The organism is Bradyrhizobium sp. 21, assembly GCF_023073335.1.
GTDB lineage: Bacteria > Pseudomonadota > Alphaproteobacteria > Rhizobiales > Xanthobacteraceae > Bradyrhizobium.
This window is the reverse complement of sequence record NZ_JADPJG010000035.1, coordinates 401,372-422,922: the sequence shown is the minus strand read 5'-3', so window position 1 is coordinate 422,922 and position 21,551 is coordinate 401,372. Positions and strand designations below refer to the sequence as shown.

Genomic DNA, 21,551 nt, shown 5'->3' with positions numbered 1-21,551 from the left:
CGGAGCATGCGGGAGGACAATCGATCGCTTCCAACAATAATCAAACCGGAGGAAACGGGTATGCAAAGCAAAGCTGAGATCGACGAGATCCTGCGCCAGAAGAGCGAGGCCAAGGAGATTCCCGGCGTTGTCGCCATCGCCGCCAGCGGTACCGACGTGCTGTATCAGGGCGCGTTCGGCAAGCGCGATCTGTCCAAGCCGGATGCGATGACCGCTGACAGCGTGTTCTGGATCGCATCGATGACGAAGGCGGTGACGACAGCGGGCGCGATGCAGCTGGTCGAGCAAGGCAAGCTGTCACTGGATACGCCGATCGGCGAGGTGCTGCCCGATCTCGCCAAGCCGCAGGTGCTCGAAGGTTTCGATGCCAAGGGCGAGCCAAAGCTTCGTCCGGCCAAGGGACCGATCACGCTGCGTCAGCTCATGACCCACACTGCCGGCTTCGCCTACAACATGTGGAACGGCGATCTTGCGATCCATCTGGAGAAAACCGGAACGCCCGCCATTACCACCTGCCAGAACGCGGCATTGAAGACACCGATCATGACGGATCCCGGCACGCGCTGGGAATACGGCACCAACATCGATTTTGTCGGCAAGGCCGTCGAGGCCGTCAGCGGCAAGCGGCTCGATGCTTACCTGCGCGACAATCTGTTCGCCCCGCTCGGCATGAGCGATACCGCCTTCAAGATCACCGACAACATGCGCAAGCGCCTGGTCGGCATGCATGCGCGCGGCGAGGACGGACAGCTCGCATCGATCCCGTTCGAGCTCGAGCAGGAGCCGGAATTCCATATGGGTGGCGGCGGCCTCTATGCGACCGCGGCCGACTACATCAAGTTCACCCAGATGATCCTGAACAAGGGCCGCGGCAACGGCAATCAGGTGCTGAAGGCCGAGACGATCGCCATGATGGGGCAGAACCAGATGGGCGACCTCAACATGGGCAAGCTGACCACGGCCGCGCCGATGTACACCAACGACGTCGATCTCTATCCGGAGCAGGTGAAGAAGTGGGGCCTCAGCTTCATGATCAACACCGCCAAGACAGCCGAGGGGCGCAGCGCGGGCAGCCTCGCCTGGGCCGGCCTCGCCAACACCTATTACTGGATCGACCCGGCGCGCGACGTCACCGGCGTGATCCTGATGCAGCTATTGCCGTTCGCGGATACAAAGTGCCTCGAGGCTTTTGCGGGCTTCGAGCGCGGCGTCTATGCCGGGCTCGATGCCGGCAGCGGGCAGAAAGCGGCGTAAGGCACACCTGAACTCTCACGACGCGTCATGGCCGGGCTTGTTGTCCCGGCCACCACGCACCTGGCTGGAGGAGACGATCTTGGCAGACAAAGCCGACAGTTACGTTTGCGGCACCTCCGACACGCCGCTGCTTGGCGACACCATCGGCCGCAGCCTCGATCAGGCCGCGCGGCACTGGAGCGATCGCGAGGCGCTGGTCTCGCCCAGCCACGGCGTGCGATGGACATGGAAGGAACTTGCCGAGCGGGTCGACGCGCTCGCCGCCGGCTTTCTCGCGCTCGGCCTCGAACGCGGCGCACGGATCGGCATCTGGTCGCTGAACCGGCCGGAATGGACGCTGACGCAGTTTGCTGCCGCCAAGGCCGGCCTGATCCTGGTGACGATCAATCCCGCCTACCGGCTGAGCGAGCTGGAATTTGCGCTTCACAAGGTCGGATGCGAAGCCATCGTCACCGCGACGGCGTTCAAGACCAGCAACTACATGGACATGCTGAATACGCTGCTGCCGGAGCTTGCTCGCGCCAAGCCCGGGCAATTGCAGGCGGCGCGGCTGCCGGCCTTGCGCATCGTGATCCAGATCGGCGGCCCCACCTGCCCTGGCACGATTCCCTTCGACGACGTCGCCGCCATGGGCGGAGCCCGGCACCGCGAGCAGCTCGCCGCGCTTGGCGTCTCGCTGCAATTCGACGACCCCGTCAACATCCAGTTCACCAGCGGCACGACGGGATCGCCCAAGGGCGTGACGCTGACCCACCACAACATACTCAACAACGGCTATTTTACGGGCCGCGCCATGCGCCTGACCGAGCAGGACCGCATCTGCATTCCGGTGCCGCTCTATCATTGCTTCGGCATGGTGATGGGCAATCTCGCCTCCGTCACGCTCGGCGCCACGATGGTCTATCCCGGCGAAGGATTTGATCCGCTCGCGACGCTGCGGACCATCGAGCAGGAAAAATGCACCGCGCTCTACGGTGTGCCGACGATGTTCATCGCCGAGCTCGATCATCCCGAGTTTTCGAAGTTCAATCTGACATCGCTGCGCACCGGCATCATGGCCGGCGCGCCCTGCCCGATCGAGGTGATGAAGCGCGTCAACAGCGAGATGAACATGGGAGAGGTCACGATCGCCTATGGCATGACCGAGACGAGCCCGGTCAGCTTCCAGAGTGCCGTCGACGATCCGCTCGAATGCCGCGTTTCGACGGTCGGACGGATCCATCCGCATGTCGAGGTCAAGGTCGTCGATCTCGACGGCAAGATCGTCAAGCGCGGCGAGCGGGGCGAGCTCTGCACCCGCGGTTACAGCGTGATGCTGGGCTACTGGGAGGAGCCGGAGAAGACCGCGGACGTGCTCGATGCCAACGGCTGGATGCACACAGGCGACATCGCCGTCATCGACGACCAGGGTTATTGCAACATCGTCGGCCGCATCAAGGACCTAGTGATCCGGGGCGGCGAGAACCTCTATCCGCGCGAGATCGAGGAGTTTCTCTACCGCCACCCCAAGATTCAGGACGTGCAGATTTTTGGCGTTGCGGATACCCGCTACGGCGAGGAGCTCTGCGCCTGGATCCGCGTCAGGTCCGGCGAGAAGCTGACGATGGAAGAGGTGCGCGCCTTCTGCGACGGCCAGATCGCCCACAACAAGATTCCGCGCTACGTGGAATTCGTCGACGAGTTTCCGATGACCGTGACCGGAAAGATCCAGAAATTCCTGATGCGCGACGACGTGGAAAAGCGGCTGGGATTGAAGGCCGCGAAGACCGCGTGAGCCACAGCTGTCATTCCCCGCGAAGGCGGGGAATCCAGTACGCGGCGGCTTCTCCGCATCCCACTAACGCCTCTGGAATACTGGGTCGCCCGGTCCTAGTGCGCAATTGCGCACTGGCCGGACGACGACAGCGGAGAATGTCGCTCGCAATGACGATTGAGAGAGACGGCCCTTAAATCGTCAGCCCGCGCTGCTGGGCCAATTCCTTCAGCGACACCTGCGGTCGCGCGCCGATATGCTGGATCACTTCGGCGGCCGCGAGCGCGCCGAGCTCGCCACATTGCTTGTACGCCAAATTGCGCGCGAGGCCGAACAGGAAGCCGGCGGCGAAGAGATCGCCGGCCCCGGTGGTGTCCACGAGTTGCGCGATCGGGGATGCCGGCGCTGCGACTGCGTCGGTCGGCGTCACCACCACGCAGCCTTTCTCGCTGCGCGTGACCACGCCGAGCTTGACGTCATTGCGCAATTGCTTGAGCGCCGTGTCGAAGTCGGACGTTTCGTAGAGCGAGTGCAGCTCGGACTCGTTGGCAAAGACGATGTCGGCTGTGCCGTTGCGCATCAGGCCCAGAAATTCGTCGCGATAGCGACCGACGCAGAAGGAATCCGACAGCGTCAGCGCGACCTTGCGGCCGGCCTCGTGCGCAATCGTGGCCGCCTTGACGAAGGCTTCCTTGGCGTTCTTGGGATCCCAGAGATAGCCCTCGAGATAGACGATGCCGGCGCTGGCGATCTCGGCCGGGTCGATGTCGGCGGGCGACAGATCCTGCGCGGCGCCGAGATAGGTATTCATGGTGCGCTCGCCGTCGCCCGTGACCAGGATGTAGGAGCAGCCGGTCGCGGGACCGTCCTTTGCGGCCGGCGTGTTGAAGGCGACGCCGGCGGCGCGGATGTCGTGGACGTAGAGCTTGCCGATCTGGTCGTCCTTGACCTTGCCGACATAGGCGGCGCGCGCCCCCAGGCTGCCGATGCCGACGATGGTGTTGGCCGCCGAGCCGCCCGAAACTTCCGTCGCCGGCCCCATGTCCTTGTAGATGGCGGCGGCCCGCGCCTCGTCGATCAGGGACATGCTGCCCTTGGTCATGCCGTGCTTGCTCAAAAAGGCCTCATCGGTCCTGACCAGCACGTCGAACAGCGCGTTGCCGATGCCGAGAACGTCATATTTCACGTCAGCCATTCACCTTGATCCTGTTTGGCGGATTGCGAACCCTGCGGAAATCCGCTTCCTGTCGGTCTGAAATCTGGCTCGCGGCCTATCACGACCGGGCCTGCGCGGGCAAGCAACGGTATGATGTCGGCATCATGATCCGCTCCTTCCTGACCGTCTCGACGGGAACACTGGCTTCACGGCTGCTGGGCTTCGCCCGCGATTCCCTGATCGCGGCCTTGCTCGGCACCGGCGCCGTGGCGGACGCGTTTCTGGCGGCGTTTCAGCTCGTCAATGTGGTGCGCCGCCTGCTCAGCGAAGGGGCCCTGAATGCGGCGCTAATCCCGGCCTGGCTGCGCGTTCGTGACCACGATGGCGAGATGGCTGCGGCGACGTTTGCGGGACGCGTGCTCGGCACCGTCAGCGCGGGCCTGATCGCGATCTCGGTCGTCATTGCGCTGTCGATGCCGCTGATCATCACCATCATCGCGCCGGGCTTCGTCGGCAGCGCGACGCTCGATCTCGCCGTCCAGAATGCGCGGCTGATGCTGCCTTATCTCGCTTTCGCAGGACCCGTCACGGTGCTGATGGGGCTGCTCAACGCGCAGGGACGATTTGCGCTCACAGCGTTCTCGCCGCTGCTGTTCAATATCGCGCTGATCGCTGCGATCGCGGCACTCCTGCTGTGGCACGCCGATGCAAATTTCGCCGCGTGGATGCTGGCGGCCACCGTCGGCATCGCCGGCCTGTTGCAACTCGTGATGCTGCTGTCGCAGCGAAGTGCGGATCTGGCGACGCCGTTGCGCATCAACTTCGACAAGGAGATGCGTGGCTTCTTCGCCAAGGCGGTCCCGGGCATGATCGCAAGCTCGGGGCCGCAATGGCTGATGGTCGCGGGTGCGATCATCGCCTCCGCCACCCCCTCCGCCGTGTCCTGGCTCTATTTCGCCAACCGCCTGATCGAGCTGCCGCTCGGCATCGTCGGCGTCGCCATGGGCACGGTGCTGGTGCCGGAGCTGACGCGCGCGGTGAGTGGCGGCGACCGTGACGCGGTGGCACATGCGGAATCGCGCGCGCTGGAACTCGCGACCGGGCTGGCGCTGCCGGCGACCCTCGGCCTGATCGTCCTGGCCGAGCCGATCGTGCGGCTGTTGTTCGAGCATGGCGCCTTCGGCGCCGGTGATAGCACGGCCACGGCGCACGCGCTGATGTGGCTGGCGCTGGGCCTGCCGGCGCATGTGCTGATCAAGGCTTTGTCGCCGGCTTACTATGCCCGCAGCGACACGATGACGCCGCTACTGGCGACCGCAAAGGGATTCGTTGTTGCGATTGCGCTCGCGGTGCTGCTCGGCCATTTCTTCGGCCCGAGCGGAATCGCCGCGAGCATCGCGGCCGGCGCCTGGAGCAGTGCAGTCTCACTGCTCCGGAAAGGCACGCGTGAATTCGGCTTCTCGGTGGATGCGACCGCCCGCATGCGGTTGCCGCGGATCGTGCTTGCAGCGCTCGCCATGGGTGTCCTGCTCTGGCTGACTGCGGGTCTTGTCCCTGCTGCGGCCCATGGCCTGATCCGCTTCATTGCTCTGGGCCTGCAGATCGCGGCGGGGATCGCCGTCTATGGCCTGCTCCTGCAAATCCTCGGCGCCGCCTCCTGGCGCGAGGCGGTTAATGCCTTGAGGAAGCCTGCCCCGCAGGCTCCCGGCGCGTAAGCTTAGCGAATTACACTTGACGACGCTCCGCCGCTGTTGGAAACGACGGCCGGTATCTTCTAGGAAAAGCTTGCCATGCCATTCGTTGAACGGGTTTTTTCGGGCGTCCAGCCGACGGGCAATCTGCATCTCGGCAATTACCTCGGCGCGATCGTCAACTTCGTGAAGATGCAGGAAACCCATAACTGCATCTATTGCGTCGTCGACATGCACGCGATCACGATGGGGATGGACGTCTGGGGCGGGCCGGCCGAGCTGGCGCGCAACACCCGCGAGGTGACCGCGGCTTTCATCGCCAGCGGCATCGATCCGAACAAGCACATCGTGTTCAACCAGAGCCAGGTCTCGGGCCACGCCGAGCTCGCCTGGATCTTCAATTGCGTCGCGCGCATGGGCTGGCTCAATCGGATGACCCAGTTCAAGGAGAAGGCCGGCAAGGATCGCGAGAACGCCTCGGTCGGGATCTTCGACTATCCCGTGCTGATGGCCGCCGACATCCTGCTCTATCGCGCCACGCACGTCCCGGTCGGCGAGGACCAGAAGCAGCATCTCGAGCTTTCGCGCGACATCGCGCAAAAATTCAACAACGATTTCGGCGACTCGATTCGCAGTCAGGGCGCCAATGACGGCCTGTTCTTCCCGCTGCCGGAACCCTTGATCACGGGCCCGGCGACGCGCGTGATGAGCCTGCGTGACGGCACCAAGAAGATGTCGAAGTCCGACGCGTCGGATAATTCGCGCATCAATCTGACCGACGACGCCGACACCATCGCGCAGAAGATCCGCAAGGCGAAGACCGATCCGGAGCCGCTGCCGACCGAAGAGAAGGGTCTGGAAGCGCGCCCGGAGGCCGATAATCTCGTCGGCATTTTCGCAGCCCTCTCTGGCCGTTCCAAGGCCAGCGTGCTCAGCGAATTCGGCAGCGGCCAGTTCTCCAGCTTCAAGAATGCGCTGGCGGAGCTGTGTGTCACCAAGCTCGCACCGATCGCCGGCGAGATGAAGCGCCTCGTCGCCGACCCCGGCCATATCGACACCATCCTGAACGACGGTTCCGACCGGGCGCGCGCCATCGCCCAGGAGACCATGAACCTTTCGAAGGACATCGTCGGCTTCATCCGCCCACGCTGATTGCGCGGCGAAACGCGGTCAGCGCCACGGCACCGGCCGCTTCTCCCCTCCCCAACGCTGCGGGAGTGTGGCAGCATGCCGTCCGTGCACATTCCGGGACATGCATGACCAGCAAGCGACTTTGCTTTGAGCCGGGTCACAAGCCCAAATGCCTCGTCATCGTCGACGACACCGCCGAATGGGATCGCGCGGTCTATTACGCCAGCCGCTGGGCGATCCGCGCCGGCGGCGGCGTGGTGATGCTGCGCATCATCGAGAGCGACGCACAGACCCAGGAATGGCTGGGGGTTGCCGACATCATGCGCGCCGAGGCGCAGGAGGCGGCGGAGGCTGCGCTCGACCGCGCGGCCGGCCGCGCCAACGGCATCGCGGCGATCACGCCGGAACGGGTGATCCGCGAAGGTGTGGCGTTGGAACAGCTGCTGGCGGTGATCGACGAGGACCCTGAGATCGCCCTGCTGGTGCTCGCCGCCAATCCGGGCGCGGAAGGGCCCGGGCCGCTGGTCAACCTGCTCGCGCAGGCGCTGGGAACGTTCCCGATCCCGGTGACGATCATCTCAGGCGCCCTGAGCGACGAAAGCGTGGATTCGCTGTCGTAGCTTGGTTACTCCCCCCTGGCGGAAGCTGCGCCCTAACGCGCTGATATAACAGCGGAACGGCCTCCCTCACCCCTTGACCGTGCGTTCCCGGTCGCCATCTGCTAGTGGATAGGGCACGCGCCGGCCTTGAACCGGCGACGTCTGGAGAAAACCATGTTCATTCAAACCGAAGCCACCCCCAATCCCGCCACGCTGAAGTTCATTCCCGGCCGCGTCGTGGTCGACGGCGGTCCGATGGAATTTGCGAGCCGCGAATCGGCGACGCGCTCGCCGCTCGCCGAAAAGCTGTTCGAGGTGCCGGGCGTCACCGGCGTGTTCTATGGATCGGATTTCATCACCGTGACCAAGGCGAACGGTGAATGGCAGCAGCTCAAGCCCGCGATCCTCGGCGCCATCATGGAGCACTACATGTCCGGCGCGCCGCTGCTCGCCGACGGTGCGGCCGCGAGCGATGCCGATCTCGACGACGAGGACGAGTTTTTCGACGAGGCCGATGCCGAGACGGTCGACATGATCAAGGATCTGATCGAGACCCGCGTGCGGCCGGCGGTCGCCAATGACGGCGGCGACATCACCTTCCGCGGCTTCAAGGACGGCATCGTCTATCTCAACATGAAGGGCTCTTGCGCCGGCTGTCCGTCATCGACCGCGACGCTCCAGCACGGCATCCAGAACCTGCTCAAGCATTTCGTGCCCGACGTGGTCGAAGTCCGGCCGATGTAATCAACAGTGAATGGCGAATGGCGAATGGAACTCGGATCGGCTAAGCTATTCGCCATCCGCCACTCACCATTCGCTTTCTCATGCTGATCCTTGCCATCGATACCGCGCTGGAGGCGTGTGCGGTCGCCGTACTCGACACCGACGCCGGCCAGCTCCTTGCGCAGGAGCAGGTTCTGATGAAGCGCGGCCACGCCGAAGCGCTGATGCCGATGATCGCGCGCGTGATGCTATCGGCCAATCTCGCCTTCACCTCGCTCGATCGCATCGCAGTCACCATGGGACCCGGAAGTTTCACCGGCCTGCGCGTCGGCATCTCGGCGGCCCGCGGTCTTGCGCTCGCGGCCAAGCGGCCTGCCGTCGGGCTGACGACGCTGTCCGCCTATGCCGCCGCCGTCATCGGCCAGAGCGGAGCGGCGCCGGTGATCTCGGCGATCGATGCCCGGCACGATCACGTCTACTTCCAGATCGTGGCCGGCGACGGCAGCCAGCTGGTCCGGCCCGGCATCGCTCGCGTCGACGATGCGATCGCGGCCTCGCAATTTGGCGCGCCGCATCTGGTCGGCAATGCCGCGAAGATCCTTGCCGAGCGCTGGCCGAAAGATGTGCCGCAGCCGGTCGCGGCCGACGCCCAGCCCGCGCCTGACATCGGCTGGGTCGCGTGGCTTGGCGCCGCGGCCGATCCCAAGACAAATCCGGCGCGGCCATTCTATTTGAAGGCGCCCGACGCAAAGCCGGCGCGACTTCCGCCGCTCGCAGCACAAGCCGCAAGCTCATGATGAAATGGTTGTCGGAATGGTGGCGCGGCGGCACGGCCGCCGTCGAGCCCGCCTCCGCACGCGACGCCGCGCGCCTCGCGCAGCTTCACGGCGCCTCCTTCGCGCGCGGCTGGGGCGAAGGCGAGTTCGAGAGCATGCTCACTGAGCGCAACACGCTGGTGCACCGGTTGCGCCTCGGCCGCAAGACGATCGGCTTCGCGGTGTCGCGAATCGGCGCGGATGAAGCGGAGATCCTCTCCATCGCGGTCGACCGGGCTCACCGCGGCTGCGGCCTCTCCCGCACGCTGCTGATGACCCATCTCGGCCACCTCGCCGGGCGCGGCGTGCGCACCATCTTTCTCGAGGTCGAGGAAAATAACCAGCCGGCGCGGCGGCTCTACGATCGGACCGGATTCATGGTGGTCGGGCGCCGCGAACGCTACTATAAGCAGCCGAACGGGGACCAATTAAACGCCCTTCTGATGCGCCGTGAATTGTCATAACATTGGTGGCAGAAAGCGCCCCGCCAGGCAGACACCCGATGACCGCACTGAAACCTTCTTCCGAATCCAAGGCATCCGGCATCGAGGCGCGCTGTGCCGCCACCGGCATGCGCATGACCGAGCAGCGCCGTGTCATCGCACGCGTGCTGGCGGAGGCGATCGATCATCCCGATGTCGAGGAGCTTTACCGGCGCTGCGTTGCCGTCGACGACAAGATCTCGATCTCGACTGTGTATCGCACCGTCAAATTGTTCGAGGATGCAGGCATCATCGAGCGCCATGATTTCCGCGAAGGCCGCGCGCGCTACGAGCAGATGCGCGACAGCCATCACGACCATCTCATCAATCTGCGCGACGGCAAGGTGATCGAGTTCACCTCCGAAGAGATCGAGAAGCTCCAGGCGGAGATCGCCCGCAGGCTCGGCTACAAGCTGGTCGACCATCGGCTCGAGCTCTATTGCGTCCCGCTCGACGACGACAAGCCGACTTCTTGAGTGGCATGATCTTGTCGGAAAACCGCTCCACACTTTTCCGGATCATGCCTTCGTGCCAATAGATCTCATCATCTTCGATTGCGACGGCGTGCTCGTGGACAGCGAGACGATCTCCTGTCGCGCGCATGCCGATGTGCTGACCCGGCACGGCTATCCGATCACCTCGGAGCAGGTGTTCGAGCGCTTTCTCGGCCGCTCGACGCGGCAAGCCAATCTCGAGATCGAGACCGAGCTCGGCCGCACGCTTCCCGAGGCCTATCACTGCGACCTGCAGGACGAGCTGTTTCGCTCGTTCGAAGCCGACCTCGAAGCGATCCGCGGCATTCGCGACGTGCTTGACCTCGTCAATCAACGTGTCTGCGTCGCCTCGAGCGGCTCGCATCAGCGCATGCGCGTGAGCCTGGGAAGTACGGGCCTCTACGAGCGCCTCGCGCCAAATATCTTCTCCGCCTCCCAGGTGAAGAACGGCAAGCCGGCACCAGACCTGTTCCTGTTCGCAGCGAACGAAATGGGCGTGCCGCCAGAGCGCTGCGTCGTGATCGAGGACAGCCTGGCCGGAATCGCCGGCGCGCGGGCGGCCGGCATGACCGTGTTCGGCTTTCACGGCGGGAGCCATTGCCGCGACGGTTATGCCGAAATCCTGCGCCAAGCCGGCGCCGACCTGATCTTTGCCGACATGCATCAGCTGCCGGAACTGGTTCGGCGGGTCGAGGCTGGCGCCCTGACGGGGTGATTTCGGCCATCTGGCGTTTTTCGGGGGACGCCGGGCGCGTGAACCCGGAATCCAAAGGTTTTGGGTGGAGATTCGGGGCTCGCTTGCCTTCCGGGCGTCTGAAATGTCCCCTATCGGCCCATTCGCTGGATTTTCGCCGCTCCAGCCTATATCTGAAGGCTGTCCTCCACCTCATTTCGGGTTCCATGACGCCGCCGCGCAAGCTGCACATCAAATCATATGGCTGCCAGATGAACGTCTACGATGCCCAGCGCATGGTGGACACGCTGGCCCCGGAAGGATTCGTGGAGACGGCCAGCGCCGAGGACGCCGACCTCGTCATCCTCAACACCTGCCATATCCGCGAGAAGGCCTCCGAGAAGGTCTATTCGGAGCTCGGCCGGCTGCGCGTCGCCAAGGACGAGGCCGCGCGCGCGGGCCGCACCATGCAGATCGCGGTCGCGGGCTGCGTGGCGCAGGCCGAGGGTGAGGAGATCGTGCGCCGTGCGCCGGCGGTCGACGTCGTGGTCGGCCCGCAGAGCTACCATCATCTGCCGCAGCTCTTGAAGCGGGCCGGCGACGAAGGCCGCGCGATCGAGACCGAATTCCCTGCTCAGGACAAGTTCGGCTTCCTCGCCCAGCCCAAGCCCGATGCGATCCGCGCCCGCGGCATTTCCGCCTTCGTCACGGTGCAGGAAGGCTGCGACAAGTTCTGCACCTTCTGCGTCGTGCCCTATACGCGTGGAGCGGAAGTCTCGCGCCCTGTCGCGAAGATCGTCGATGACGTGAAGCGGCTGGCCGACAACGGCGTGCGCGAGCTCACGCTGATCGGCCAGAACGTCAACGCCTATCACGGCGAGGGCCCGGATGGACGAAGCTGGCCGCTCGGCAGATTGCTGGAGCACCTCGCGGCGCTCCCAGGCGTCGCGCGGCTGCGCTATTCGACCAGCCATCCCCGCGACGTCGACGACAGCTTGATTGCAGCCCACCGCGATCTCGATGCCTTGATGCCGTTCGTGCACCTGCCGGTGCAGTCGGGCTCGGACCGGATTCTGGCCGCCATGAACCGGAAACATACCGCCGATGATTATCGGCGTGTCGTCGATCGTTTCCGGTCCGCACGCCAAGACATTGCTTTTTCATCAGATTTTATCGTGGGCTTCCCCGGCGAGAGCGAGCAAGATTTTCTCGCGACACTCGCGCTTGTCACGCAAATCGGCTACGCTGCGGCGTATTCGTTCAAATACTCCGCCCGGCCGGGAACGCCGGCCGCGGACATGCAGGAGGCGGTGTCCCCCGCCGAGATGGACCAGCGATTGGAGCGGCTCCAGGAACTGATCGACAGCCAGCAATCGGCCTTCAACAAGGCTGCGATTGGCTCAACGGTCGACGTGCTGTTCGAGCGTCCGGCCCGCAAGGACGGCCAGATCGTCGGCCGCACTGCCTTCCTCCAGCCCGCGCATGTGATGGCCTCGCCCGACATCATCGGACAAATCCTGCCGGTCCGGATCGACAGCCTCGAACGCTACAGCTTCCTCGGCGAGCTCGCCATGGCGCGCGTGCCCGCTTTATCGCCCATCGCCACTGGAGCCTGAACCCTTGCCAAAAAGCGCATCGGATTCGTCATCTATCGCTCCCAGCCGCAAATTTGACCGCGACATGCAAGTGCCACCCGAGACCCAGGTCGTCATCGACTTCGACGACAACCGCGCCGCATCCGCGCTGGTCGGCCCCTACGGCCAGCACCTCGCGCAGATCGAGCGGCGGCTCGGCGTCGTCGTCGATTCCAAGGGCAACCACATCACGATCGGCGGCTCGCGCGACGGCTGCGATGCCGCGCGCCGGGTGCTGGAGACGCTCTACGCCCAGGCCGTGAAGGGACAGGATCTCGACCAGGGCGAGGTCGAGGGCGCGATCCGTGCCGTGATCGCGCAGGGCTCGCTGTTCGAGTTCGACGCCAAGTCGGCCAAATCGACCTTCGACAGCATCAATCTGCGCAAGCGCCCGGTGCGCGCGCGCACGGCGGCGCAGGATTCCTACATCCGCGCGCTGAAGCGCCACGAGCTGGTGTTCGGCATCGGACCTGCCGGCACCGGCAAGACCTGGCTCGCGGTCGCGCATGCCGCGCAACTGTTCGAGCGCAAGGAAGTCGACAAGATCATCCTGTCGCGTCCGGCGGTGGAAGCCGGCGAGCGGCTCGGCTTTTTGCCGGGCGATCTCCGCGAGAAGGTCGATCCTTATCTGCGCCCGATCTACGACGCGCTCTACGACCTCATGGATGCGCGCGTCGTCGAGCGTGCGCTGCAGACCGGCGAGATCGAGATCGCGCCGCTCGCCTTCATGCGCGGCCGCACGCTGACCAACGCGGCCATCATCCTGGACGAGGCGCAGAACACCACGTCGATGCAGATGAAGATGTTCCTGACCCGTCTCGGCGAGAACAGCCGCATGATCGTGACAGGCGATCCCTCGCAGATCGACCTGCCGAACGGCCAGACCTCCGGTCTCGCTGAGGCGACCCGTCTGCTGAGCGGCGTCGAGGGCATCGCGCAAGTTCATTTCACCGCCGAAGACGTGATTCGCCACGAGCTCGTGGCGCGGATCGTCTCCGCATACGAAGGCTTGCCGCAGCGGCCAGCCGCCGGCAAAAAATCCTGACGAGACAACAACCGGACCCTGCGAGCGCGGACACAGCGCCCCTTCGTTCCGAACAAAGACAATGTCACACCCCAACCTTCCCATGACCGAGGTCCTCGTCGTCGCCGATTGCTGGCAGCGCGAGCCCGAATCCGAAGCCGTGATCCAGCGCGCCGTTGCGGCGGCCGCCGAATCTGTCGACGAGGACGTCGCGGACGCGGAAGTGGCGGTCATGCTGACCGATGATGCCGGCATCCGCACCCTCAACAGCAATTGGCGCGGCATCGACAAGCCGACCAACGTGCTGTCGTTTCCCGCGCTCCAGCCGGAGGGCGAATGGAAGCCCGGCGATGCGCCGCGCATGCTCGGCGACATCGCGATCGCCTACGAGACCATGCGACGTGAGGCGGACGAGGAACGCAAGCCGTTCGATCATCATTTGAGCCATCTCGCCGTGCACGGTTTCCTGCACCTGGTCGGCTATGACCACGAAAACGAGAGCGACGCAGAGGAAATGGAAGCGCTCGAACGGGAGATTCTGGCGCATCTCGGCATTCCCGACCCCTATGCCGACCGCCCGGGGACGCATTGAGATGCCGGATTCCGACCCTATCCACGACAATCCACGCAACACGCCGAACTTGCCGGCCGTGGTGACATCAGGCGAGGTGCTACGCCCGACCGCTGATGGCTGGCTGCTGCGCGCCATCCGGACGTTGTTCGGCTGGAAAGCGGGATCGGTGCGCGACGACCTCCAGGTCGTGCTCGACGCGACGACGCCCGACGACACCGGCTTCTCCACCGTCGAGCGCACCATGCTGCGCAACATCCTCGCTCTGCACGAGCGCCGCATTGCCGACGTCATGGTGCATCGCGCCGACATCGTCGCGGTGAAGCGCGACATCCCGCTCGGCGAGTTGATGGACCGCTTCGAGAGCGCCGGCCATTCGCGCCTCGTGGTCTACAACGAGACGCTCGACGATCCCGTCGGCATCGTCCACATCCGCGATTTGCTCGCGTTCATGACCGCGCGTGCGCGCGTGTCGGGGGTCACGAAAACCAAGCGCAAGAAGCCGCTGCCGGCCGGGCTCGATCTGCGTACGGTCGATCTCGCGCTGCCGCTCGGGGAAGCCCGCATCATCCGCAAGCTGCTCTACGTGCCACCGTCGATGCGGGCGATCGACCTGCTCGCGCAGATGCAGGCCACGCGCATCCATCTGGCGCTGGTGGTCGACGAATATGGCGGCAGCGACGGGCTGGTTTCGCTAGAGGACATCGTCGAGCAGATCGTCGGCGAGATTGACGACGAGCATGACAGCGACGAACCGCCCTCGATCGTGCGACTGCCCGACAACGCCTTCATCGCCGATGCCCGCGCCAGCCTCGACGACGTCCGCACCGTGATCGGCGAGGATTTCGTCACCGGCGAGGCCGGCGAGGAAGTGGAGACGCTGGGCGGCTATCTCGTCAGCTTCGTCGGGCGCCTGCCGGTGCGCGGGGAGGTGATCTCGGGCCCCGGCAATTACGAGGTCGAGGTGCTCGATGCCGACCCGCGCCGCGTCAAGCGGCTGCGGATAGCGACGCGGAAGGAGCGGTCTGCGCCGCGCACCCAGCGGGAGAGCCGGCGTCGCGAGACGACGCCGGACGGCAGCCCGCCGGCCAGCGACACGCCCACCCCGCAGCCAGGCGACGGGACCGGTTCGCAGTGAGCCCGTTCCAGCGACTTCGCCAGATCGCGCTTGCCGTCATCCTCGCCTGGGGTTGGAAGCGCGCGCTCGTCGCCATGGCCGCCGGGGCGCTGTCAGTGCTGGCGCTGGCGCCGTTCAACATCTTCCCCGTGCTGTTCATCACTTTCCCGGTGCTGGTCTGGCTGATCGACGGCGCCGGCGCCGGACGATACCGCGGCGTCCCCGCCGCGGCGCTGACCGGCTACTGGTTCGGGCTCGGCTATTTCGTCCCCGGCCTCTACTGGATCGGCTACGCCTTCTTCGTCGACGCCGATGTGTTCGCCTGGCTGACGCCGTTCGCCGTGCTCGGCCTGCCGGCTTATCTTTCCATCTTCACGGCGATGGGCTTTGCGCTCGCGCGCCTGCTCTGGACCAAGAACGCCACGCGCGTGCTCGCGCTCGCGGCGAGCCTCACCATCAGCGAATGGCTGCGCGGTCACGCGCTGACCGGCTTTCCCTGGAACACCTTCGGCTACGCGCTGTCCGAACCGCTGCCGCTGGCGCAGACGGCGTCGCTGATCGGCCTGTGGGGCATGACGTTCCTGACGGTTGCGATCTTCGCGAGCCCTGCATCGCTGATCGACCGCACGCCCGATCGCCGCCTGCCGTGGCGCGTGCCGGCCGCAGCGGTGGCGCTCCTGCTTGTCATGAGCATCTTCGGCACGATCCGCCTGTCGCTGCATCCGACCACGATGGTCGCGGGCACCAAGCTGCGCCTGATGCAGCCGGATCTCCAGCAAGACGCGAAATTCAACTACGCCGCCAAGGCGGAGGTGATGAAGAAATATCTGGCGCTGTCGGACCGCGCCTCCGGGCCGCAATCGACCGGCGTGCGCGATGCCACCATTCTGATCTGGCCGGAATCCGCCTTTCCGTTCTTCCTGGCCCGCGAAGCCGATGCGATGGCGCAAATCGCCGAGCTTCTGCCCAAGGGCACCGTGCTGATCACGGGTTCGGTCCGCGCGCCTGACCTACCGCGGGGCACGCCGATCACCCGCGCCTATAATTCGATCTACGTGATCGACCACGACGGCAGCGTACTCGCGGTGTACGACAAGCTGCATTTGGTGCCGTTCGGCGAATTTCTTCCCTACCAGGATCTGATGGAGAAGCTCGGTTTCGAGCAACTCACGCGTGTGCGCGGCGGCTTCATTCCGGGCACCGTGCGCCATGCGCTGCCGATCCCCGGCGCGCCGTCCGCGCTGCCGCTGATCTGCTACGAAGCAATCTTTCCCGGCGAGGTGACTGGACGCAATGAACGTCCGGGCTGGATTGTGAATCTCACCAACGACGGGTGGTTCGGCATCTCGACCGGCCCCTATCAACATCTGGAGCAGGCGCGGATGCGCGCGATCGAGCTCGGATTGCCGCTGGTCCGCTCCGCCAATACCGGCGTCTCCGCAGTGATCGACCCGGTGGGGCGCACCGTGGCGAGCCTCGGTCTCGGAATCGAAGGCATTTTGGATGCAAGCCTGCCCGCCGCGATCCCGCCCACCGTCTATGCGCAGGTGGGCGATGTGCCGGCGGCGATGCTCGTCGCGCTGGCCGTGTTTCTGGCGGTCCGCCGACGTGTTGCCAAACGGCACCCCTGATCACGCCGTCGCTGCCGATGCAGCCGGAAACTTTTGACAACCGTAGTCCCACGGTTGACAGACTGCATGCGGCCTCCTCATTCTGCACCGGCTGCAAAAGACAGTGGGCATTGCTAAATTTCTCCGCAATGTTTCCCAATAACAGGCTTTGATTTTGAAGATGCGTACACCCGAGGCATTCCTGATTGCGCCGAGGGTGATGTTTGGAGGGCTGAGGAAATGTCGAAAGCGCCCAACCCTGTTGACAAATATGTCGGCAGTCGCGTGCGCATGCGCCGCATCATGTTGGGCATGAGCCAGGAAAAGCTCGGTGAAGCTTTGGGCCTGACTTTCCAGCAGGTCCAGAAGTACGAGAAGGGCACCAATCGGGTCGGCGCGAGCCGCATCCAGCAGATTTCCGAAATTCTCCAGGTGCCGGTGTCGTTCCTGTTCGAGGGCGGTCCGAGCGGCGTGCCGGGCCCGGATGGCTTCAGCGAAGGCGCATCGCCGTCTTACGTCTCGGACTTCCTTGCGACCTCCGAAGGACTCGCCTTGACCAAGGCGTTCACGCGAATCACCGATTCGAAGATGCGCCGCTCGATCGTCGATCTGGTCGAGCAGATCGCGGCCCGCGAAGGCCCCGACAAGCGCTGACGCGCCGTCTCAATCCGATTTGAGACCGCATCAAATCTGGCCTATGTCGTCATTTGCGGGCGCGCTTGGATGTGCGTCCACCCCGATGATGCGATTCAAAGGCACAGATGCGCCCATGGCCAGCTCCAATTGGTTCGATTCCCAAACCATTCTCGATGGTATTCGCCGCTGGGTGGAGGTCGAGACGCCGACGGACGCGCCTGAACAGGTCAACAAGCTGATCTCTGTGGTCGCGGAGCAATACCGCGATCTGCCTGTTACGCTCGAACGCGTCGCCGGCGTCGATGGCTGCGGCGATCACCTCGTGGCGCGCTCGACCTGGGGCCAGGACCGGCCGGGTATTCTGGTGTTGAGCCACCTCGATACCGTTCATCCCATGGGATTCATCGAGCGCCTGCCGTTCAAGATCGAAGGCGACAGCGCGTTCGGTCCTGGCATCTACGACATGAAGGGTGGCGCCTACATCGCCCATCACGCCTTTCGCGCGCTTTGCGCCACGGCCGATCGCTCGCCGCTCGGCATCACCCACCTGTTCACGTCGGACGAAGAGATCGGCAGCCCGACCTCGCGTGCACTGATTGAGAAGGAAGGACGCAACGCCAAATACGTGCTGGTGACGGAGCCCGCGCGCGACGGCGGCAAGATCGTCACGGGCCGCAAGGGCGTCGGGCGCTTCGAAGTCTTCATCAAGGGTGTCCCCGCGCATGCCGGCACGCGGCCCCAGGATGGCCGCAGCGCGATCCGCGAGCTTGCCAACGTCATCCTGGCGCTGGAAGCGATGAACGATCTGCCGCGCGGCGTCACCGTCAATGTCGGCGTGGTGCGCGGCGGCACGCGACCCAACGTGACGCCGGAAGAAGCCCATGCCGAAATCGATCTGCGTGTGCAGAGCTTCAAGGACGCGGACGAGTTCGTCGGCAAGATCCTCGCCCTGACATCGAAGACGGATGGCGTCTCTGTCAAGGTCACGGGCGGGCTCAATCGTCCGCCTTATGAGAAGAACAACGCAGGCGCCTCGCTGTACGAACATGCAAAGACGATCGCCACGGAGATCGGCTTCGAGCTGGTCGACACCCACACCGGCGGCGGCTCGGATGGCAATTTCACCGCAGCCCACACCGCGACGCTCGACGGACTCGGCGTCGACGGCAAGGGCGCACACACGCATTATGAGCAGCTCTACGTCTCCTCGCTCGAACCGCGCGCGCGGCTCCTGCATCGCCTTTACCAGACGCTGCGATGAGCGAGCGCAAATCAGACCCCGATCGCGATGACAGCGAGCGTGCGTTCTTCGGACGCCGCAAGGGCCACAAGCTGCGGCAGCACCAGGCCGAGCTGATTGATCATCTGCTGCCGCATCTGGCGCTCGACATCGCGACCGAGGTGCCGACGAATGCCGCTGAGATCTTCGATCCCGCAGCAGACGATGTGCGGCTCGAGATCGGCTTCGGCGGCGGCGAGCATCTGGCGGCGGAAGCGCAAAACTTCGCCACGACCGGCTTCATCGGCTGCGAGCCCTATGTCAACGGCATGGCGAAGATCCTCGCGCAGATCGAGTCCGCCAATATCGACAACATCCGACTGTTCGCGGGCGATGCCGCCGAGCTGTTGGCGTGGCTGCCGAAGGCTTCGCTGTCGCGGATCGACCTGATCCATCCCGATCCCTGGCCGAAACGGCGGCACTGGAAGCGGCGCTTCGTCCAGGACCGGACCATCGCCGCGATGGCGCGCGTGCTGAAAGCCGGCGGCGAATTCCGTTTCGTCTGCGACATCGACGATTACTGCGCCTGGACGCTGTCGCATCTGGCGCGTTCGACGGATTTCGTCTGGCTCGCGGAGCGCGCCGACGATTTTCGTCTGCCCTGGGACGGATACACCATGACGCGCTACGGCCGGAAGGCCACGCGCGAGGGCCGCAAGGCGGCGTATCTGCGGTTTCGGCGGCTTTAGATCGTCTGACGGTTGCGCCAGAAGTTTACCACGCGTTCGGCGGTCGCCGGCATCAGGCGCGTGAAGTTCACGCGCGCCTGCTCGATGTCGGCGTCGGCCGGCGTGCGGTGCGGACCGTGCCACAGCAGAACCAGCGCGCGCACCGTGGGCCAGCCCAGGTTCAGCATGCGCCCGAGAACCAGAATCGGATCGTAGCGGTCGCCTGCGATCAGGCGATCGAGGATCGAGAGGCGGACGCCGGACATCGCCGAGAGCGAAGCGACCGATTCCTCGTATTTGTGAGCCTTGGCGAAGCCGAGCAGCGCGCTCTCGCCGAGATGACCCTCGCGATGCAAGGCCAGCACCGTGCGCTGTGCCCCCACGAAATCGCGACGCGGGCCCGGCGGCAGGGTGGCTTCCTCGATCGCCGCCATGGCGCGCTTGATCTCGACCTGGCGCACCGGATTGACCACGATGGAGAGGCGGCGGCGGATGACGTCGAGCGTGCCGTTCAGAAGCTCCTTCAGGTTCTCGCCCGAAAGGTCTTCGCGCTGGCCAATCTTGAGCGTCAGCACGCCGTCCTGGGCCGCGCGCTTGATCAGCTCGGAATAGCTGCCAGGCGAGAACACCGCGCCGGAATTGCCCGCGGCGCGGCGCACCACGTCGCGATCGCCGCGCTCGACCAGCACGTCGGTGACGACAGCGGACAATGTGGGGCGCTCGGTCATCGCCAGCAGATGGCCCTGGCCCTTCAAACGCGCGATTTCGATCAGGGCGGCGTCATCGAGCACCGGCGAGTGGCGCAGCACGGGACCTGCCACCGCAATTTCGTTTTCGCGCGCGAGCTGACTGACCAGATGGGGCGGAGCGTTGTTCAGCCGCGAAAAGCGTTCGGCGAGATCGACGCGCGAGGCGAGCTCGGCGTGCGGAACGAGATCGATCAGCAGATTGTCGAAGAGACCGACGAGATCGGGACGCAGCTTCTCGGCGTCCTGGAAGAACAATTGGGAGACGGCGTACGCGATTTCGCCGCGACGCCGCGGGTCGCCACGTTTGACGATATCCTCAAGTCCAGGAATGAGCGACGTGGCAACGGTCATGAAAACGCAAACTCGTATAGGGCACGCCGCGGGTGCGCCCTTGGTCCAAGCCGCCCCACAATCAGCGAATTTAGCCCTCGGAGGTGAAGGAAGCGTTGCGTGGGCGGGCCGGGCCGGACGCAAAAAGCCGCGTCTGTCCCGCGATGGGCCTTGTCCGGGAGACTGGAAAGGGCTATATCAGCGCCAATTCATCTTCTCATACGATCCGCGTAGTGAGAGTGGGCCCGAAAGGACCCGCTCTTTTTTATTACCTGAACGCGGCTTGGCGGAAGATTACGGCCCGACTTGCTGTCGGGAAAATTCCGAAGCGGCTTTGGCGTCTTAACCAAGCCTTAACCATCGAGCGCCTTGACCTCTGATATGACCGAACCGAACGCTGGTTCCACGGATGCCGAGTTGCTGGCCGAGCCGAGGCTCGTCATCGAGCCGGGCGTGGCGGCACGGGTGTCCGCGGTCGCGGGGCCGGTGCTCGAAGGCATGGGCTACCGTCTGGTGCGGATCCGCATTTCCGGGGAATCTGGCTGCACCGTGCAGGTCATGGCGGAGCGGCCGGACGGCTCGATGCAGCTCGAGGATTGCGAGGCGATCTCGCGGGCGCTGTCGCCCGTGCTTGACGTCGCAGACCCCATCGATCGCGCCTATCGGCTGGAAATCTCCTCGCCGGGGATCGACCGCCCGCTGGTGCGCCGCTCCGATTTCGAGCGTTATGCCGGGCATCTGGTGAAGATCGAGATGGCGGTCGCCCATGAGGGGCGGAAGCGGTTCCGCGGCATGATCGGCGCTGTCGAAGGCGATCGCGTGCATCTGCGTCGCGACGACGCCAAGGCGGGCGACGAGGTCGACGTTCTCCTGACGATGGAGGATATCGGCGAGGCGCGGCTGGTGCTGACGGACGAGCTGATCGCGGAATCCATGCGCCGCGGCAAGGCCCAGGCACGCGAAATGCGCCGCAATCTCGGTCTGGAGCCGCCGGCGGCACCGCACGCCAGCATCAGCGAAAAAACGACCAAGAACACGAAGCCGATAAAGAAGCCGGCACCAGCCACGACAAAGAAGCCGGCTCCGACCAATACCAAGAAACATCGCCTGGCCGCCGAACGCGCGCGGCGGGGCGAAATCGATCCTGACGAAGGAGACTAGC

Annotated in this window: 21 protein-coding genes; 19 read left to right on the top strand and 2 right to left on the bottom strand. The window is 64.9% G+C overall.

The window, feature by feature from the left end:
• Positions 1 to 60 precede the first annotated feature (60 nt).
• Positions 61 to 1,254, top strand: coding sequence for a serine hydrolase domain-containing protein (locus tag IVB31_RS30660; RefSeq protein WP_247331623.1), 1,194 nt, complete (start codon positions 61 to 63; stop codon positions 1,252 to 1,254).
• Between the two features lie 79 nt (positions 1,255 to 1,333).
• Positions 1,334 to 3,028, top strand: coding sequence for an AMP-binding protein (locus IVB31_RS30655; protein WP_247331621.1), 1,695 nt, complete (start codon positions 1,334 to 1,336; stop codon positions 3,026 to 3,028).
• Positions 3,029 to 3,200: 172 nt separating this feature from the next.
• Here IVB31_RS30655 and IVB31_RS30650 read toward each other — a convergent pair whose 3' ends face one another.
• Entirely contained in the window at positions 3,201 to 4,202 is a 1,002-nt protein-coding gene (locus tag IVB31_RS30650) for an adenosine kinase (protein WP_247331619.1), read from the bottom strand.
• A gap of 125 nt (positions 4,203 to 4,327) precedes the next feature.
• On the opposite strand from IVB31_RS30650, the gene murJ reads away from it, so the two are divergent.
• The 16 genes from murJ to trmB all read left to right on the top strand — a co-directional run bounded on the left by murJ (position 4,328) and on the right by trmB (position 19,331).
• Positions 4,328 to 5,878 (top strand): murein biosynthesis integral membrane protein MurJ, encoded by a 1,551-nt coding sequence (gene murJ, locus IVB31_RS30645; RefSeq protein WP_247331617.1) that lies wholly within the window; start codon positions 4,328 to 4,330, stop codon positions 5,876 to 5,878.
• A gap of 75 nt (positions 5,879 to 5,953) precedes the next feature.
• Positions 5,954 to 7,006, top strand: a complete 1,053-nt coding sequence (gene trpS, locus IVB31_RS30640; protein WP_247331615.1) for a tryptophan--tRNA ligase — start codon at positions 5,954 to 5,956, stop codon at positions 7,004 to 7,006.
• A 104-nt stretch (positions 7,007 to 7,110) separates the two neighbouring features.
• Complete coding sequence (locus IVB31_RS30635; RefSeq protein WP_247331613.1) at positions 7,111 to 7,605, top strand: universal stress protein; 495 nt, start codon at positions 7,111 to 7,113, stop codon at positions 7,603 to 7,605.
• Positions 7,606 to 7,758: 153 nt separating this feature from the next.
• Positions 7,759 to 8,328 (top strand): NifU family protein, encoded by a 570-nt coding sequence (locus IVB31_RS30630; RefSeq protein WP_247331611.1) that lies wholly within the window; start codon positions 7,759 to 7,761, stop codon positions 8,326 to 8,328.
• Between the two features lie 80 nt (positions 8,329 to 8,408).
• Positions 8,409 to 9,104 carry a tRNA (adenosine(37)-N6)-threonylcarbamoyltransferase complex dimerization subunit type 1 TsaB gene (tsaB, locus tag IVB31_RS30625; protein WP_247331609.1) on the top strand — a complete coding sequence of 232 codons (696 nt, stop codon included), beginning with the start codon at positions 8,409 to 8,411 and terminating at the stop codon, positions 9,102 to 9,104.
• Positions 9,101 to 9,586: a ribosomal protein S18-alanine N-acetyltransferase gene (rimI, locus tag IVB31_RS30620; RefSeq protein WP_247331607.1), complete on the top strand. Its 486-nt coding sequence runs from the start codon at positions 9,101 to 9,103 to the stop codon at positions 9,584 to 9,586. The genes tsaB and rimI overlap by 4 nt, the downstream gene beginning before the upstream one ends.
• Before the next feature lie 38 nt (positions 9,587 to 9,624).
• Positions 9,625 to 10,080, top strand: coding sequence for a Fur family transcriptional regulator (locus tag IVB31_RS30615; RefSeq protein ID WP_247331604.1), 456 nt, complete (start codon positions 9,625 to 9,627; stop codon positions 10,078 to 10,080).
• 52 nt (positions 10,081 to 10,132) lie between these two features.
• On the top strand, positions 10,133 to 10,813 hold the full coding sequence (locus IVB31_RS30610) for an HAD family hydrolase (RefSeq protein WP_247331601.1): 681 nt from the start codon (positions 10,133 to 10,135) through the stop codon (positions 10,811 to 10,813).
• A gap of 185 nt (positions 10,814 to 10,998) precedes the next feature.
• Complete coding sequence (miaB, locus tag IVB31_RS30605; RefSeq protein ID WP_247331599.1) at positions 10,999 to 12,387, top strand: tRNA (N6-isopentenyl adenosine(37)-C2)-methylthiotransferase MiaB; 1,389 nt, start codon at positions 10,999 to 11,001, stop codon at positions 12,385 to 12,387.
• 64 nt (positions 12,388 to 12,451) lie between these two features.
• Entirely contained in the window at positions 12,452 to 13,450 is a 999-nt protein-coding gene (locus tag IVB31_RS30600) for a PhoH family protein (protein WP_247331597.1), read from the top strand.
• An 82-nt stretch (positions 13,451 to 13,532) separates the two neighbouring features.
• Positions 13,533 to 14,021, top strand: a complete 489-nt coding sequence (gene ybeY, locus IVB31_RS30595) for an rRNA maturation RNase YbeY (protein WP_247331594.1) — start codon at positions 13,533 to 13,535, stop codon at positions 14,019 to 14,021.
• A 1-nt stretch (position 14,022) separates the two neighbouring features.
• Complete coding sequence (locus IVB31_RS30590; RefSeq protein WP_247331592.1) at positions 14,023 to 15,138, top strand: hemolysin family protein; 1,116 nt, start codon at positions 14,023 to 14,025, stop codon at positions 15,136 to 15,138.
• On the top strand, positions 15,135 to 16,748 hold the full coding sequence (lnt, locus tag IVB31_RS30585) for an apolipoprotein N-acyltransferase (protein ID WP_247331590.1): 1,614 nt from the start codon (positions 15,135 to 15,137) through the stop codon (positions 16,746 to 16,748). Before IVB31_RS30590 ends, lnt begins: the two co-directional genes overlap by 4 nt.
• A gap of 219 nt (positions 16,749 to 16,967) precedes the next feature.
• Positions 16,968 to 17,381, top strand: coding sequence for a helix-turn-helix transcriptional regulator (locus IVB31_RS30580; protein ID WP_247331588.1), 414 nt, complete (start codon positions 16,968 to 16,970; stop codon positions 17,379 to 17,381).
• Positions 17,382 to 17,466: 85 nt separating this feature from the next.
• Positions 17,467 to 18,624, top strand: coding sequence for a M20 family metallopeptidase (locus tag IVB31_RS30575; protein ID WP_247331586.1), 1,158 nt, complete (start codon positions 17,467 to 17,469; stop codon positions 18,622 to 18,624).
• On the top strand, positions 18,621 to 19,331 hold the full coding sequence (gene trmB, locus IVB31_RS30570) for a tRNA (guanosine(46)-N7)-methyltransferase TrmB (RefSeq protein ID WP_247331583.1): 711 nt from the start codon (positions 18,621 to 18,623) through the stop codon (positions 19,329 to 19,331). Before IVB31_RS30575 ends, trmB begins: the two co-directional genes overlap by 4 nt.
• On the opposite strand, the gene IVB31_RS30565 is transcribed toward trmB, so the two are convergent.
• On the bottom strand, positions 19,328 to 20,410 hold the full coding sequence (locus tag IVB31_RS30565; protein WP_247331581.1) for a DUF2336 domain-containing protein: 1,083 nt from the start codon (positions 20,408 to 20,410) through the stop codon (positions 19,328 to 19,330). The genes trmB and IVB31_RS30565 overlap by 4 nt on opposite strands.
• A gap of 360 nt (positions 20,411 to 20,770) precedes the next feature.
• On the opposite strand from IVB31_RS30565, the gene rimP reads away from it, so the two are divergent.
• Complete coding sequence (rimP, locus tag IVB31_RS30560) at positions 20,771 to 21,550, top strand: ribosome maturation factor RimP (protein WP_247331579.1); 780 nt, start codon at positions 20,771 to 20,773, stop codon at positions 21,548 to 21,550.
• Position 21,551: the final 1 nt, after the last annotated feature.

Coding starts and splice junctions, on each gene's coding strand:
- IVB31_RS30630 (WP_247331611.1), top strand. CDS start 7,759: ATGTTCATTCAAACCGAAGCCACCCCCAATCCCGCCACGCTGAAGTTC.
- IVB31_RS30635 (WP_247331613.1), top strand. CDS start 7,111: ATGACCAGCAAGCGACTTTGCTTTGAGCCGGGTCACAAGCCCAAATGC.
- IVB31_RS30615 (WP_247331604.1), top strand. CDS start 9,625: ATGACCGCACTGAAACCTTCTTCCGAATCCAAGGCATCCGGCATCGAG.
- trmB (WP_247331583.1), top strand. CDS start 18,621: ATGAGCGAGCGCAAATCAGACCCCGATCGCGATGACAGCGAGCGTGCG.
- IVB31_RS30660 (WP_247331623.1), top strand. CDS start 61: ATGCAAAGCAAAGCTGAGATCGACGAGATCCTGCGCCAGAAGAGCGAG.
- trpS (WP_247331615.1), top strand. CDS start 5,954: ATGCCATTCGTTGAACGGGTTTTTTCGGGCGTCCAGCCGACGGGCAAT.
- IVB31_RS30575 (WP_247331586.1), top strand. CDS start 17,467: ATGATGCGATTCAAAGGCACAGATGCGCCCATGGCCAGCTCCAATTGG.
- rimP (WP_247331579.1), top strand. CDS start 20,771: ATGACCGAACCGAACGCTGGTTCCACGGATGCCGAGTTGCTGGCCGAG.
- ybeY (WP_247331594.1), top strand. CDS start 13,533: ATGACCGAGGTCCTCGTCGTCGCCGATTGCTGGCAGCGCGAGCCCGAA.
- rimI (WP_247331607.1), top strand. CDS start 9,101: ATGATGAAATGGTTGTCGGAATGGTGGCGCGGCGGCACGGCCGCCGTC.
- tsaB (WP_247331609.1), top strand. CDS start 8,409: ATGCTGATCCTTGCCATCGATACCGCGCTGGAGGCGTGTGCGGTCGCC.
- IVB31_RS30565 (WP_247331581.1), bottom strand. CDS start 20,410: ATGACCGTTGCCACGTCGCTCATTCCTGGACTTGAGGATATCGTCAAA.
- murJ (WP_247331617.1), top strand. CDS start 4,328: ATGATCCGCTCCTTCCTGACCGTCTCGACGGGAACACTGGCTTCACGG.
- IVB31_RS30580 (WP_247331588.1), top strand. CDS start 16,968: ATGTCGAAAGCGCCCAACCCTGTTGACAAATATGTCGGCAGTCGCGTG.
- miaB (WP_247331599.1), top strand. CDS start 10,999: ATGACGCCGCCGCGCAAGCTGCACATCAAATCATATGGCTGCCAGATG.
- IVB31_RS30590 (WP_247331592.1), top strand. CDS start 14,023: ATGCCGGATTCCGACCCTATCCACGACAATCCACGCAACACGCCGAAC.
- IVB31_RS30600 (WP_247331597.1), top strand. CDS start 12,452: ATGCAAGTGCCACCCGAGACCCAGGTCGTCATCGACTTCGACGACAAC.
- IVB31_RS30650 (WP_247331619.1), bottom strand. CDS start 4,202: ATGGCTGACGTGAAATATGACGTTCTCGGCATCGGCAACGCGCTGTTC.